13 protein-coding genes and 1 tRNA gene are annotated in these 14,975 nt (G+C 32.5%); 3 read left to right on the top strand and 11 right to left on the bottom strand.

Translation table 11 applies throughout. The annotated features are described in order from the left end of the window. Nucleotides 1–174: 174 nt before the first annotated feature. Nucleotides 175–438 (top strand): 30S ribosomal protein S20, encoded by a 264-nt coding sequence (gene rpsT / locus C3E88_RS06220; protein WP_236909301.1) that lies wholly within the window; start codon nt 175–177, stop codon nt 436–438. A gap of 40 nt (nt 439–478) precedes the next feature. Here rpsT and holA read toward each other — a convergent pair whose 3' ends face one another. Together holA and C3E88_RS06210 are read right to left on the bottom strand one after the other, a co-directional pair. Further along, nucleotides 479–1,546: a DNA polymerase III subunit delta gene (gene holA / locus C3E88_RS06215; protein WP_236909300.1), complete on the bottom strand. Its 1,068-nt coding sequence runs from the start codon at nt 1,544–1,546 to the stop codon at nt 479–481. Beyond that, on the bottom strand, nt 1,536–3,995 hold the full coding sequence (locus tag C3E88_RS06210; protein WP_236909299.1) for a DNA internalization-related competence protein ComEC/Rec2: 2,460 nt from the start codon (nt 3,993–3,995) through the stop codon (nt 1,536–1,538). The genes holA and C3E88_RS06210 overlap by 11 nt, the downstream gene beginning before the upstream one ends. 250 nt (nt 3,996–4,245) lie before the next feature. Between C3E88_RS06210 and C3E88_RS06205 the strand changes: the two genes are divergently transcribed. Further along, nucleotides 4,246–5,442, top strand: coding sequence for an alanyl-tRNA editing protein (locus C3E88_RS06205; protein WP_236909298.1), 1,197 nt, complete (start codon nt 4,246–4,248; stop codon nt 5,440–5,442). A 78-nt stretch (nt 5,443–5,520) separates the two neighbouring features. Here the strand turns inward: C3E88_RS06205 and C3E88_RS06200 are convergent, their stop codons facing one another. From C3E88_RS06200 to C3E88_RS06160, 9 genes are all read right to left on the bottom strand, one after another. Further along, nucleotides 5,521–6,576, bottom strand: a complete 1,056-nt coding sequence (locus tag C3E88_RS06200; protein ID WP_236909297.1) for an ATPase — start codon at nt 6,574–6,576, stop codon at nt 5,521–5,523. A 124-nt stretch (nt 6,577–6,700) separates the two neighbouring features. Next, nucleotides 6,701–7,081 (bottom strand): universal stress protein, encoded by a 381-nt coding sequence (locus tag C3E88_RS06195; RefSeq protein ID WP_236909296.1) that lies wholly within the window; start codon nt 7,079–7,081, stop codon nt 6,701–6,703. A gap of 128 nt (nt 7,082–7,209) precedes the next feature. Beyond that, nucleotides 7,210–7,419 (bottom strand): alpha/beta-type small acid-soluble spore protein, encoded by a 210-nt coding sequence (locus C3E88_RS06190; protein ID WP_236909295.1) that lies wholly within the window; start codon nt 7,417–7,419, stop codon nt 7,210–7,212. Nucleotides 7,420–7,610: 191 nt separating this feature from the next. Next, nucleotides 7,611–7,707, bottom strand: a tRNA-Sec gene (locus C3E88_RS06185). Between the two features lie 90 nt (nt 7,708–7,797). Then, complete coding sequence (locus C3E88_RS06180; protein WP_236909294.1) at nt 7,798–8,508, bottom strand: response regulator transcription factor; 711 nt, start codon at nt 8,506–8,508, stop codon at nt 7,798–7,800. Nucleotides 8,509–8,542: 34 nt separating this feature from the next. Further along, nucleotides 8,543–10,450, bottom strand: coding sequence for a selenocysteine-specific translation elongation factor (gene selB, locus C3E88_RS06175; RefSeq protein ID WP_236909293.1), 1,908 nt, complete (start codon nt 10,448–10,450; stop codon nt 8,543–8,545). After that, entirely contained in the window at nt 10,451–11,878 is a 1,428-nt protein-coding gene (gene selA / locus C3E88_RS06170; RefSeq protein ID WP_236909292.1) for an L-seryl-tRNA(Sec) selenium transferase, read from the bottom strand. Between the two features lie 20 nt (nt 11,879–11,898). Beyond that, nucleotides 11,899–12,930 carry a selenide, water dikinase SelD gene (gene selD, locus C3E88_RS06165; RefSeq protein ID WP_236909291.1) on the bottom strand — a complete coding sequence of 344 codons (1,032 nt, stop codon included), beginning with the start codon at nt 12,928–12,930 and terminating at the stop codon, nt 11,899–11,901. Nucleotides 12,931–12,943: 13 nt separating this feature from the next. Further along, nucleotides 12,944–13,558 carry a helix-hairpin-helix domain-containing protein gene (locus C3E88_RS06160; protein ID WP_236909290.1) on the bottom strand — a complete coding sequence of 205 codons (615 nt, stop codon included), beginning with the start codon at nt 13,556–13,558 and terminating at the stop codon, nt 12,944–12,946. A gap of 133 nt (nt 13,559–13,691) precedes the next feature. On the opposite strand from C3E88_RS06160, the gene C3E88_RS06155 reads away from it, so the two are divergent. Next, a complete protein-coding gene (locus C3E88_RS06155) occupies nt 13,692–14,963 on the top strand; it encodes a D-alanyl-D-alanine carboxypeptidase family protein (protein ID WP_236909289.1) in 1,272 nt (423 codons plus the stop codon). Nucleotides 14,964–14,975 lie beyond the last annotated feature (12 nt).

Genomic DNA, 14,975 nt, shown 5'->3' with positions numbered 1-14,975 from the left:
TATTTATTTCTTTTTGAGTCATATTATATATTTCCTTTCTCATACTGACATTTTATCAGAATAAATTTAATATGACATTATCATAGAATAACTACATAATAATTTTAATAATCCTTGCAATTTATTCATCTTCATGGTAAAATATCTGTTGTTAACATTAGGGAGGTGAGAGGGTTGGCAAATATTAAATCTGCAAAGAAAAGAATTCGTACCACTGAAAAGAGAACAGCCATAAATAAAAGTAGAAAATCAGAAATAAAAACATATATTAGAAAATTTGATACGGCTATAGAAAATGGAAATGTTGAAGAAGCTAGGGAATTACTTAAAATTATAGATAAAAAATTGAAGAAAGCAACTCACAAAAATATAATTCATAAAAATGCTGCTTCAAGAAAGATCAGTCATTTAACAAAGAAATTAAATACAGCTGTATAGTATAAAACTTCGGCAATACCGAAGTTTTTTTGTTTAATAATTATATTTTAAAGCATAAATTAGTTATCAATATTTCCAATGCCAATCTATCATCCTCTAGAAGACCTAATTTAATCTTTTTATCCGTTTCTAGACAATGGAATAAGGCTTTCTCCAACTGAGAAATAGTAAAATTATTGCTTTGATTAGATACCTTTTGATACTCATATTTGGATAGTTTAATCTTTTCATATATATCCCCTTCAGTGTAACCCTTAGTCTTCAATACCTTATAATTGAGCATATTTCTAAGCTGTCTTATAATCATATGTAATATAAATAGAACTGGTTGATTCGACATATACATTTCATTAAATAATATCATAGCTCTTTCTCCGTCTTTTTGACTTATGCTATTTAAAAGATTGAATACATTCATCTCCAACGGTTTTGCCATGAGTAAGTCCAAGGTAACTTTATTTACGTGTTTATCTTCCGATAAATAATTAGAAATTTTAATTATCTCATTCTCCAAATCGTATAAAGTCTTTTCCTGATTGGAATCAAAATAGGAGGAATGGGCAATAAAATAATTTATATCGGATCTAGATATTTTCTTCTTGTATTTTTTAAAGCTATCTTCTACCCAATGGTTTAAATCCTGTCCCCTCAATTTTTTGAATTCAATAACATCTCCTACTTTTGCAATTTTCTTATATAATGGATTCGACTTCCTAATGCTACTATTTTTTTCAACAAAAAATAGGCATAGATGTTCTTCAAGACTATCTAGATAGTTTATCAATTTATCTTTATAATCATCAGTATCTAACCCTGCTATCTCAGAATTAGATTCCTTTTTTGTTTTAAATAGAGGGTGATCCTCTATGATTATTATCTTTTTATCCGACATAAAAGGTAAGGTTTCGCACGCATTTAATATGGTTTCAAAATCCGCATTCTTACCACATAATACCATATAGTTTAAGGGCTCAAAGGCTTCATCTATATATATTTTTTTAAGAGTATTCAATGTGTAATCGATTAAATAGGGCTCCTCTCCATAGAGTAGATAAACTGACTTTAAATCCTTTGCCTTAGCCTTTTTAATTAATTCCTTATAGTTCAACGGTTTCCATCTCCTTTTCAAGTATTGTATAGCTCTTAATCAGTATATATGAAATTATAAAGTATAGTATTATAGAACATATCCACAGGTTAAAATCCTTGACTATATATATTATACTCAATTTATCTCTTAGGAAAGGATAGATTTGATATTTTCCCCCGTTAAGATTTAAAGTTATAAGACCTGATTCATCAGTTCTGAATATTTGAATATACCTATTTCTATATCCCTTAATTACCTCTTCGTGAGGGTGACCAAATCCATTATTTCTACCAACAGATATAAAGGCTATGTGAGGATCAACTTTATCTAAAAACTCAATAGATGAAGAAGTTTTGCTTCCATGGTGAGGTACTTTCAGAAAATATGCCTTAGAATCTATATTATCTACTAACGAACCTTCTCCCTTAGCCTCTATATCCCCTGTAAATAAAATACTTTTATCACAATAATTCATCAACAAAACTAAGGATAGATCATTATCACTAATCCTAGGACTTTTTAGTATCTCCTCATGAGGACCCTTTACCACCACATGAGTATTTTTGTCTAGTTTTAATTTATCCCCTCTTTTTAGCAGTATTATTGGAACACCTTTTCCCTTAGCTTTATTGTTAATCTCTTCATATAATTTATTATCCCATCTTTCATAACCTATGTATATTTTGTCTATCTTCATATTGTCCAATAAAAGGGGCAAGCTTTTGCAGTGATCTGCATCGTAATGAGTGATAAATACTCCATTTAATCTAAATATACCCTCTTTTTCTAAATATGGCAAAAGGATGTTCTGGCCTATATCAAAACTTCCATATAAATTTCCTCCTGTATCTATTAGATAGTCTCCATTTTGGGTTGATATCAATATGCTATCTCCTTGTCCTACGTCTATAAATTTAATATCTATACTTTGGTCTAAGTATATGTGTATGGAATTTATGGATATTACCAGTAGAAGATAAAATATTATGGTCTTATGTAGTCCCTTATTTAAATTTTCGACTTTTATAGTACCTATAGCTATAAACAGTACAAGATAATAACATAGTATGCCCATAATAGATGGGGAAGGTACCTTTAGAACAATATATGGCAAGTGACTAAAAATATCCATAGTATAAAATTGAATATTCAAAAGATAATTAATGATTACCCCAATAGAATAGGCTATAGGCCTTATCAAGTAGGAAGAAGGTAACAGAAAGAAACCTAAGATTAAACATATAGAAAACAAAGGTACTATTAATAAATTAGCTATTATACCTATAATAGATATCCTATTAAAGTAATAGGCTTGTACAGGTAATAATCCTATCTGTACAGCTAAAATTGCTGTTAAAGATTTAATCCACTGACTATTGCTCGGGTAAAATATCCATCTAAACTTAGGTGTTAAATATAGTATGGAAAAAGTAGCAATAAAAGATAATTGAAATCCAATATTAAAAGCCCAAAAAGGATTTATGATTAACATTATAAAAGCTGCAAAAAATAGCGTATTTATGGGATCATAGGCTTCCCCTTCTATCCTAGATATCAATAGTAATGTAAACATTATGTTAGCCCTTATTACTGATGGTGGATTTCCTATTATATAGGCATATAGCCATATAAGTATTATGGTGGTACTTATATTTATCCTTCTGCCTATTCCCATATAAGCAAACAATCCTACCAATATGCCACTAATCAAACCTACATGTAATCCTGAAACAGCTAATATGTGAGCCAACCCCAACTGTCTAAACCTTTCTATATCACTCTGATCTAAATAAGAGCTCTTTCCCAAGATGACAGATTTCATCAAGGAGCTATTTCTATCTGTTAAGTATTCGTCAAATGCTTTTTCTGTTTTCTCTATAAATTTTACTTTAACTTTATCAATTGGGTTTAGCTTCCCCTTTACCACATGGACAATAGAATAGTCTTTGATTGTAGCAGTAACATGAATACTTTCCGTTAGTAAATTCAGTTTTGGATTATATAGTCTAGGATTAGTGTTGGATATTGGTTCCTTCAATTTTGCTCTAAATAGCACTTCATCTCCAAGGGATAGCCTTCTTTCTCCAAGGACCTTCATTTGGACTTTTTCAGATACATCCTTATCTATTCCATTATGGCTAATGTTTGTAGCCATAACGATATACCTACTTTCCTCCTCTGTTATACTTTTAACATCCTTCACGATAGCAGTTACTTCTACTAAGGTATCCTTATACCCTAATAGTTGGCTGCTACCAGCTTTAAAATTAGTCAATAGGATCCCCATTAAGAAGAAAGATAGAAGTAAACTAAACCTCAAAGATGTATTTACTTTTATTCTAAATACACTATACAACAGAGACAATGTCAATAGAATTAAGATGAATAGGGTACTTACTTCTAAATAATAGGAAAAAACAATTCCTAATAGCAAAGAAGCAGTAAAATATACAAAGGGTCTTTTCATACTGTTACTCCTCTATTTATTTCCATTAATCCGGTTTAAAGACCATATTACCAATATCATGCCTAATAACACAAACATGCTACCTAGTGATTGCTTATCCATGTCTAATTCCCTTCTATACTTTCAATTTTAATACTATTTCCATAAATCGATTATAACACAAATTTTAGCAATCAAAAATAAATGTTGTTGACTTTCTTTTAAAGATGATAAAATAGTATTAATAGTAGAAAGGAATAGGTGGTATAATATGACAGAAAAAGTATATTTGGAAAACCCATATCTACGGCAAATTGATGCCAGAATAGTTGATAAAAAGTATGTAAATAATAAATATTATATTAAGACTAATAAGACCATTTTTTATCCTAATTTAGCTGGAGGCCAACCAGGGGACAAGGGTACTATTAATGGTGTTGAAGTGCTGGATACTTATGAAGAAGGTCACGACATAATCCATGTTGTAAAAGATAATGTACATAGTGATAAGGCTCAACTGTCTATAGACTGGGAAAATAGATTTGATTATATGCAACAGCACTCTGGTCAACATCTACTATCTTCTGCTTTTTATAAATTGTACAATGGAGAAACGGTAGGCTTTTATATAGGCAAAGAATATGTATACATTGATGTTGATATTCCAAGCATTAGTGAAGTAGAAATAGATAAAGTAGAGGAGTTTGTTAACAAAATAATCTTTTCCAATTTTCAAATAAAATCATATATTATTGAAAAAGGGGATATGGACAAAATTCCGGTGAGGAAAGATCCAATAGTCAATTCTAATATACGCATTGTAGAAATAGATGGCATTGATTTTTCTCCTTGTTGTGGAACCCATCTGAGAAATACTGGAGAAATAGGGTTGATAAAGATAAGAAAAGTAGAAAATTATAAAGGGAATATTCGAGTTGAGTTCGTATGTGGTAATAGGGCATTATTGGATTATACCTGGAAAAATAGATATATTAGGGAGATTGGCAACCTACTATCTACTAAGGATAAGGATGTTTACGATAGAGTGATCAATCTATACTCCCAAAAAGAATCCCTAAAAAAAGAAAATAGAATTCTTAGAGAGGAACTATATGAATATAAGGCTCAAGAACTGCTTAAAAAAGCTCGTTTGATAAAGGGGGTAAACTTCATATGCTATAAATATGATGATATGGAGTTTAGGGAGATAAACAGTATGGTATCTTATCTAAATTCTTTAGAAAACTATATCCTTATATTTGGAGTCCATAACAAAAAACAATCCAACTTTATTGTTAGTCGTAGTACCAATTTGAATATCAATATGAAGATTATCCATAAGGAAATAGCAAAAGAGATTAATATTAAAGGTGGGGGTAGTTCCCAGACGGTTCAAGGAGCTTGTACTAAAGATGAATTGGATTTAGTTCTTGAAAAATTCTATGAAAAAATATTAAATACTATATAATAAAAAATGGAGATTCTTCAGCTATTTCTCAAAATGATATTTCGTTTGTCATTCTAAGCGATAGTGAAGAATCTCGTTTTAATGAGCTAATATTTCCTCTAATATCTCTTCTGTAACCATATCTACTCCATCGTAGTCTATAGCTGGCCTGTAACATTTTTCTAGTATATCATGATTCTTTCTAGCTGATGAAAGTTTTTTGATGGCATTTTCAATCAATAGATTATATATTCGATAATCTTCTTCGTCTTTTACACTTTCATCAAAATACTGATTTAAGTCTATCTTCTTATGGGAGAATTCTACTCCATGTCTATTTGAAGTTATAAGAACTTCTAAATCTGGAATAAATATGGATTCGATCTTGTCTGGAATAGTAGAATTATGGTATATTTCCATATAGTAATCTCTAATCGTAGCTTCCTCTATAATTCTATTCATGAGTGTAGACTTACCCGTACCAATTTCTCCTTCAATATAATAGATGTTTGAAATATGTTCTAGTATTGTAGGAGTATAGTCCACAAATCCATCTGGTGTATTAGCGCTAGAAAATAAATGCCTTTTATAGAAAGATGTAATATCTTTATCTGTGTCTTTAGAAAAAATATCATCCATTAATCTTTTAGTCAGTTTATTTAGATGCTTAAAATCTACAGCGGCTTTGTTATGCTCTACTATCTCTTCATAAACAGTTTTTGCAGCTCTAAAATAAGTAAAGGCTTTTCTATAGGCAGATTTATTATTGGCTTTAGCTTTCATGATTTCATCTTTATATTCTATTAGCACTTCTTCATCTATAAACTTTCCTAAATCCACTAGTTTATCTATTAAGCCTGGATAAGTAGGATCTATTACATGAGGGAAGGTACCATCTACTATAGCTATATTTAGTGGGACAATCACTATACCATCAATGGATTCAGGATCTGATGGGCAATGATGATATTCTATATCATAACCTTCCTTTGTCATCCTTTCTCCTATATACTTCATTAAAGAAGATTTGCCTCCACCTGGCATACCTTTTAATACATATAACATATTTCTATTTGAATCTATTATATTGTCATGAAAAGAATAAAAACCTTCAGCTGTATTTCCACCTGGGAACATTCGCCTAATTTTCGCCATGTGAAAACCTCCTTAAAAGACTATATAATATAATTTATTCCTTTAGGATTATTATGTGCATAGAGATGAAAAAGAACTCCTAGATGAGTTCTTTTTCATAGAGAAAAATGAATAAGTTTAAAATTTATAATTTTATGAATTCTACATTAGGTAATGCATTCTGCAATTTTAGTCCAAGGTCAGGGCTTTTGGCATTTCCAACATTTGGTGGGGTGCCCATGACAATATGAGTAATTTGATTATCCTTTGCAAAATCGATCATAGCTTTTGTTATATCCTTTGATCTAAGTACAGTTAGATCAGCTCCCACCTTTTTCGATACTCCAAACAGGTATTCTAGAGCTTCTCCATCATCTACATTGTCTAAAAACTTCTCTTTTTCATTTACTACATGTATTACATATAATTTACCTTTTGTAGCTTCCGCTAGTTTATAACCGTTCAAAATAAGCCTTTCACAAGTTTTTTGCTGAGTCACGCATACCATTATATTAGTTTTATTCATATGAAATCCCCCTTTTAAAGAGTGACACCTACTATATTATATCATGAAAAATTAAAAAAGCATTATGCTTTAACTTTTTGACAATCCTCAATTATTGTAGTCAATAGAATAGGATAGGCAACCCTATCCTATTCCTCATCTATTAGCTGTTTTTCTCCCATCTCTACCAATCTTCTTGTCATAAGACCCCCTACAGGTCCAGCGGTAAATATATTAGTAGCTGGATTTACATTGTTATTATTCATAAAATCTTCAGATATACCTAATTCTTTAGCAATTTCCAATTTCATTTCATTTAATGCCTCAATGGCATTAGGATCCAGTGGTCCTTTTGTCATATAATCACCTCGTATAATATAGTTATCTTTTAAATATATTTGTTCCTATTTATTTTATCTAATATTATATATTTAAATACAAGGCAATTTTAGGAGACAATTTGCATAACAAACTCAATAGTTTGCAAATTATTTATTTAAAATTTATGTTTTCAAAAACAAAAAAAGCCACCAAGGTGGCTAATTCTCTATGGCGGGAGGATGTGAGAATCGAACTCACCCAAGAGGCTCCTAACCCCTCGCGCTGGTTTTGAAGACCAGAGGGCACACCAGCACCCATCTACTCCCTTGTTAACAACAAATGTTATTATACAGTATTTTTATACAAATATCAAGAAGTATTTCCTTTCCTGTCGAATACACTCAACAAATATTTCCCTAATCCGAAGTTGCCCTTTCCCTCTTGTTTCTAAAATAATAACCTACACCCCATTTGGTATGGATATACTGAGTATTACCCGAATCCTTTTCTATTTTTTCCCTAAGCCTCCTAATATGAACATCTACCGTCCTCAAGTCACCAAAATATTCATATCCCCAGACAGTCTCCAATAGCTCCTCCCTAGTGAATACCTTTCCTGGATTGGATATTAATATATAAAATAGGTCAAATTCCTTGCCCGTTAAATTTATGCTTTCTCCATTTAAAGTTAGTTTCCTACCTAATGGGTTGATGACAAAATCATCTATTTTAACGATTTGATTATCAATTTGAGGGGTTATCATATTTACCCTTCTAAGTATTGCCTTAATCCTTGCTTTTAATTCCAAAATGTTAAATGGTTTGGTTACATAGTCATCAGCACCGTATTCTAATGCCAATATTTTGGATATATCCTCTTTCTTTTCTGTTAATACTATTATTGGTACATGGGAATGTTTCCTGATAGTTTGACATAAACTTAGTCCATTACCATCAGGCAATAATATATCTAGGATTACCAATTCATAATCCCTTTTTTTGACCTTTTCTATAGCTTCTTTTATGGAGAAAGCAGCCTCCACCTGATAATCATCTTGTTCTAAGCTATATTTTAAACCCTTTACAAAAGATCTGTCTCTATTTATAACGATTATTCTTGTTTCCATAATATCACTCCAAAACAAGGGAATGCCCTATATCTCAAAAAAGAGTTCTTTTATCCCCATCTCTTTTGGTTATCTTTAATTGATCAAAATGCTCTAGGAGCCTTAAAGCAACTTTTCTATTGGTGCCTAATACGTCTCTATACTCAGCAACAGTAATAGAATCATTTTCATCTATATATGCTTTTAGTATTTTTAAAGCTTCTTCATAGGTTGATTTATGCAGATATATTTCCTCATCTAATCTAATTATATCTCCATTACTAATAAGAGAGTTTAAAACCTGATCTATTTCACCTTTTTCTCCCTTTGTTATACTGTATAATTCATCTTTTTTAGGTGGTGAAAATTTATTCTGTATATAGTTCTCAATCAATTCTTCTTTTATAGTTAATTGTACCTCATTATATTTAATTTCAAAGCCCCTTATGGAAACACTCTCCATATGCTGCTCTACATAACCTTCTTCTATTAGTAGGTCTATAAGCCGGTCTCCTACCTTTGCTTTAGCATTTTTTAAATACTTACTTCGTATTTCCTCTTTGGACATGCCACGCCTAAGGGGATATTTTTTATGGAAGGATTTTAGCTCCCCTAATATATCATCTTTCAATCGGTTAAAATATTTTACATGAATTAAGTGAAAGTCTTTAGTCAGATTAAACACTATTACTTTCCTATCCTGGACCAACTTTTCTACATCTTCCATAACCTTTTCCTCTAGCATGGCAGTAAAGGTAGAGATTTCCTTCACAGTAGGGAAGGATTGGCTTTTATCCAATATTATCTTTTCAATAATATCAATGGACTCTCCTTCCTCTTTTATCCGAAGCTCTTCTATGGCTTCTTCATCAAATCGCTTCTTCTTACTAGGATTTGGTTCCAATACCTGGCCTCCTCCTATAGTAAACATAGGGGAATAAAATCTAATGATGAACCTATCTCCTCTTTTTGCAACTATTTCCTCTTCTAATCTTAGTTGTGCGTAAGCTTCCTCTCCTGGGTTTAAAACATCCTTATCCAGTAGAATAATGCGACATAGGGCTTCTTTTGCTCCTATATATATACGGAGACGTGTCCTGTTTTCTATTGATCGTTCTATACCTTTAATCAATTTTACCTTTACATCTAACATCAATGTTTCTCTCATAGAATCTACAGGGGCTACCACATCCCCCCTGTCTATCTCATCCTTTTTAAGACCTGCAATATTAATAGCGACTCTCTGGCCGGCATAAGCTGTAGAGGTATCCTCATCGTGAACTTGTAAGGACCGAATTCTGCCAATCTTATTTCCTGGGAAAACCTGTATCTCATCTCCAGTATTGAGTTTCCCTGAAAGTAAAGTACCAGTCACTATAGTACCAAAACCAGAAATCGAAAACACCCTATCTACTGGCAATCTAGGCATGTCATCTACTTCCCTATCCTCCAACTTCAACGTTAGCTCATCAATCAATTCGATTACCTCTTCAATGCCCGTACCTTTAGTGGAAGATACAGGTATAATAGGAGCACCCTCTAAAAAGGTACCCCTTATCTCATCAGTTACATCTTCCTTAACCAATTCTAACCATTCTTCGTCAACTAAATCCGATTTGGTGATTACTACGAACCCTTTTTCTATACCAAGTAGATTTAATATGGCTAAATGTTCACTAGTTTGGGGCATTACTCCTTCATCAGCTGCTACCACTAGTAATACTATATCTATACCCATTACCCCTGCAAGCATATTCTTTATAAATTTTTCATGACCAGGCACATCTATAATGCCTGCTCTTTTCCCACTAGGTAGATCAAAATAAGTAAATCCTAACTCTATGGATATGCCTCTCTTTTGCTCTTCTTTTAGTCTATCAGTATTCCTGCCAGTCAAAGCTCTTATTAAGGTCGTCTTTCCATGGTCAATATGACCTGCTGTTCCAATTATGACATGTTTCATCTAATGCACTCCTTCTAGTTCCTTTAAAGCATAGGATATGCCATCTACTACTATATGGAACTCTTTTTCTTTTACTGTTCTTAGATCGATAAATATGGTATCTTTATATACTCTAGTAATTATAGGAATCTCATATTCTCTCAAATGCTTTTCAAACTCAGATAGGCTTGATTTATTTAACTTTAGACTTATACACTTAGTTGGAATTCTCTCCAGCGGTAAAGAACCTCCCCCTACTTCTGAATAATCATCTACTATGTTTATTATTAAGTCTTCATAATCAATAGACTCCATAAGTAGATTATATAGTATATTTGCTTTATTTTCCAATTTTTCTATATCTATGGTCAACATCTGTAGTGTAGGTATTTTTTCTACTGCATTTTTTTCATCTAAATAAAGTCTAAGAGTAGCTTCTAAAGCTGATATAGTAAATTTGTCTATCCTAAAAGCTCTGGTCAATGGGTTCCTTTTCATAGCCTCAATGTATTCTCTTTTTCCAACTATAATTCCAGCTTGAGGCCCGCCTAATAGCTTATCGCCACTAAAGGTTACTACATCTACCCCATTCTTAATGGAATCCTGTACTGTGGGCTCATATTCTAAGCCATATTTTGATAGGTCGATTAATACTCCACTACCTAAATCTTCTACCAATGGAATATCATATTTTTGTTTTAAAGTATACAATTCTTCCGATGATATAGAGGAGGTAAAACCTAATATTCTGTAATTGCTAGTGTGTACTTTTAGCAACACAGCTGTTTCTTCATTGATAGCATTCTCATAGTCCCAAAGATGGGTTTTGTTTGTAGTTCCTACGGATACCAAATTGGCACCACTTTGCTCCATTACATCGGGAATCCTAAAGGAGCCGCCAATTTCTATTAGTTCCCCTCTAGATACTATGACCTCTCTGTCTTTAGCTAGAGTACTTAATACTAACAATACTGCAGCAGCATTGTTGTTTACCACCATAGCAGCTTCTCCACCGGTTATTTCAACAACTATGTCCTCTAAATGACTATATCTAGAACCTCTAATACCTTCCTCTAAATCGTATTCTAGATTTGAATAGTTAGTTGCAATTTCAGCTACATTATCCATAATTTCCTCATGAATTAGAGAACGGCCAATATTAGTATGGATTACTACTCCAGTACCATTTATTACCCTTTTCAACTTATAAGAGTTTTTCTTATTAGCTCTTTTAATTATCAGTTTTGATAAAATCTTATTTCTCTCATTTATTCCTTTTTCATCTAGTCTTTTGTTTTTAATATCCTTCCTAATAAGATCTATTTCTTCCCTTATTGAATCTATCACCAATTTTCTTGGCATAATATCTAATAGTTGATTTATACTATCATATTCTAGTAATTCATCTACTTTTGGAATTAGTGTAAATAGATTTTTACTTTCACTCATACAGTTCCTCTCCTCACAATTTATTCGACAATTAAATAATGATCCTCTTTTTCCACCACTTCTCCAATTATTCCATAGGAGGTTGGATTGTTGACTAGACCACCAAGTAATCGATCTGCTTCTTCCTTAGGAAGAGATATTAGTAGTCCACCTGATGTTTGAGGATCGAATAGTGCATCCTCCATATCTTCAGAAATTTGATTTGCAAACTTTACCTTATCTCCAATATGTCCCCTATTAGCATAGGCACCAGCAGGTACTAAACCCATTTGTGCATATTCCAATGTATTGGCTATTAGAGGAATATTTTCATGGTGAATCTTGATAGTAACTTCACTGCCTTCCGCCATCTCTAAAGCATGCCCAAGAAGTCCAAAACCAGTAATATCCGTCACGCTATTTACCTTTACCTTATCTAATGCTTCCTTGCCAAATTTATTTAATGTAGACATGACTTTAACAGCCTCATCGTAAGAGGTCTTATCAGCAATACCTCCTTTTATTGCAGTGTTTATGATGCCTAAACCTAAAGGCTTCGTAATAACCAGTACATCCCCTGGTTTTGCATTGCTATTGGTTAACACTTTATCAGGGTGTACAAATCCCGCTACTGATAATCCATATTTTGGTTCGTCATCTTCTACCGTATGCCCCCCTACTAAAATTGCACCTGCCTCTGCTACTTTATCATGTCCACCTTTCAATATCTCTACCAATACATCTGGCTCCAAGCAATTGGGAAAACATACTATATTCATAGCTAATCTGGGTTCTCCTCCCATGGCATATACATCGCTTAGGGAGTTAGCAGCAGCTATCTGTCCAAATACATAGGGATCATCTACTACTGGTGTAAAAAAGTCCAAAGTTTGAATTAACGCTAAGTTTTCATCTATTTTATATACAGCTGCATCATCAGATGTATCTAATCCTACGATTAAATTTTCATCAAAGCTCTTTGGTAAATGGCACAAAACTTGTGCCAATACATCGGGACCGATTTTAGCAGCTCAGCCAGAGGTTTTTGTTAATTGGGTTAATCTTATATCCATTCTATTCACTCCTTCATCTTGTCCTTATCAATTCCTTTATGCTCTCGAATTTCTTTTCCCCTATACCAGATACATTTTTTATATCGTCGATTGTATTAAATGGATTCTGTTCTCGATATTCCAATATCCTTCCAGCTAATACTTCGCCTATACCTGGTAGAGATGTAAGTTCTTCTTTAGTACATGTGTTGATATTAATCTTATCACCACTACTAGACTCCATATTTGTATAATTTTCCATAGTTGTTTCTTCTTCACCTATTTTAGGTATATATATTTTTTCTTCGTCTGCTAATTTTTTAGCTAAGTTTATTTTATCCAAGTCTGCGTCTTTTTTCAATCCTCCAGCTAAATTTACTGCATCGATTACCCTAGAGTTAGAAGGCAACTCGACTAATCCTGGATTGTATACTTGGCCACTAATATGTACCATTATAATTCCATCTTCTGTTTCATTTTCTGGCTCCTCTAATTCAATAAGTAAGTCCTCAGGGTCAACTTCATCTCCAAGTTCATCTTTTGTAACTGTTGAATAGTTTTTGTTAAAAAAGCTAATAATTGATAATAAAACTATAACCATTATCAATAGTATTATAACTGTTCGTTCTTTTTTTGTAAAATAATCCATATGTTCACCCCTCAATTTAATACTCCTACTAATATTCGACTTCATTTGCAAATTTCCTCTTTTTATAAAAATCATATTAAAAAAAACTTCTATTTCTGATATACTTAATTATATAGGAAAAGGAGGGGGTTGTTTGAAAAAATTTTTTTGTTTTCTCTTACTTTTGTTATTATCTACATATAATATATCCTATGCTGAGGAATTAAACCTTTCTGGAGAAGGGGCTATACTCATAGATATGGATACGGGGCAAGTACTATATGCAAAAAACCCTCATATGAAATTGCAACCTGCTAGCACTACGAAAATTATGACTGGTATACTAGCTATAGAGAATGGAAACATGGAAGACTATGTTACCGTAGATGAAGAAGTAATACACCTTACAGATGGTAGCCATATAGCCTTGGAGCCTGAAGAGCAAGTAAAATTTGAAGATATGTTATATGCTCTCTTGATCGAATCTGCTAATGATGCGGCCTTGGCCTTAGCAAAACATATTTCTGGTAATATTGATGAGTTTGTTAAATTGATGAATGTTAAAGCTAAGGAAGTAGGTGCTTTAAACACAAACTTTGAAAATCCCAACGGTTTAACTGCTGAAAATCACCTAACAACTGCCTATGATTTGAGCCTTATGGCTAAATACGCCATGGAAAATGATACCTTCAAGCAGATAGTCAAAAACTACACTTATATTATTCCTGCAACGAATAAAAAGGCTGAAGAAAGGTACTTAAAATCTGCCAATAGACTTCTATATAGTACGATAAAAATTGATGTAGATGGAAAAATTGTACCCATTAAGTATGAAGGCATCACTGGAATAAAAACTGGATATACTGTAGCAGCTCAAAATTGTTTAGTGGCTTCAGCAGAAAGGGGAAACCAAAGGCTTATTGCAGTGGTTTTAAAGGCTAATGGCAGGGAAGTTTATACTGATATTCATAAATTATTAAATTACGGGTTTAATAATTATGAAAAAGCCAATATTGCTTTTAAAGATCAATTTGTCGATAATATTGAAGTGGTAGATGGTACAAATTCGATGGTAGCAGGGATTCTAAAGGAAAATTTATCTGCTTCTATTCTTAAAGGAAGTATGGACAGGCTAGAAAAAAAGGTTTTTATTAATGGCACAATCCAAGCACCAATAGAAGAAGGGCAAGTACTGGGTAAGGTAGAGTATTATCTTGATGGTCAGTTGCTAGGAGATGTTGATATAATCTCTACTTTAAATGTTGAAAAAACGCCAACTGTAACCCTAGCTAATAAAGTTCTCAGCAAATGGTATGTTTTATTAATTGGAATATTAGTTGTAGGTAGGATTATATCTTTTAAAAAGCAGAGACAAAGAAAAAAGCGGAGAGGTTCATTATATCGAGTTCAAAATCCACTACGATAAAACCTTGCCTTT

The sequence above is a fragment of the Clostridium sp. Cult3 genome, from assembly GCF_021655115.1.
In the GTDB taxonomy this organism is placed as follows: domain Bacteria; phylum Bacillota; class Clostridia; order Tissierellales; family Tepidimicrobiaceae; genus PPXY01.
The sequence above is the reverse complement of the archived record's forward strand: the minus strand, read 5'-3'. Positions and strand labels throughout refer to the sequence as shown.

Bases quoted from the DNA above. Each gene is read 5' to 3' on its own strand.
- selB (WP_236909293.1), bottom strand. From the start codon at position 10,450: ATGAAACATGTCATAATTGGAACAGCAGGTCATATTGACCATGGAAAG.
- selA (WP_236909292.1), bottom strand. From the start codon at position 11,878: ATGAGTGAAAGTAAAAATCTATTTACACTAATTCCAAAAGTAGATGAA.
- C3E88_RS06205 (WP_236909298.1), top strand. From the start codon at position 4,246: ATGACAGAAAAAGTATATTTGGAAAACCCATATCTACGGCAAATTGAT.
- C3E88_RS06200 (WP_236909297.1), bottom strand. From the start codon at position 6,576: ATGGCGAAAATTAGGCGAATGTTCCCAGGTGGAAATACAGCTGAAGGT.
- C3E88_RS06195 (WP_236909296.1), bottom strand. From the start codon at position 7,081: ATGAATAAAACTAATATAATGGTATGCGTGACTCAGCAAAAAACTTGT.
- C3E88_RS06210 (WP_236909299.1), bottom strand. From the start codon at position 3,995: ATGAAAAGACCCTTTGTATATTTTACTGCTTCTTTGCTATTAGGAATT.
- C3E88_RS06190 (WP_236909295.1), bottom strand. From the start codon at position 7,419: ATGACAAAAGGACCACTGGATCCTAATGCCATTGAGGCATTAAATGAA.
- C3E88_RS06180 (WP_236909294.1), bottom strand. From the start codon at position 8,508: ATGGAAACAAGAATAATCGTTATAAATAGAGACAGATCTTTTGTAAAG.
- C3E88_RS06160 (WP_236909290.1), bottom strand. From the start codon at position 13,558: ATGGATTATTTTACAAAAAAAGAACGAACAGTTATAATACTATTGATA.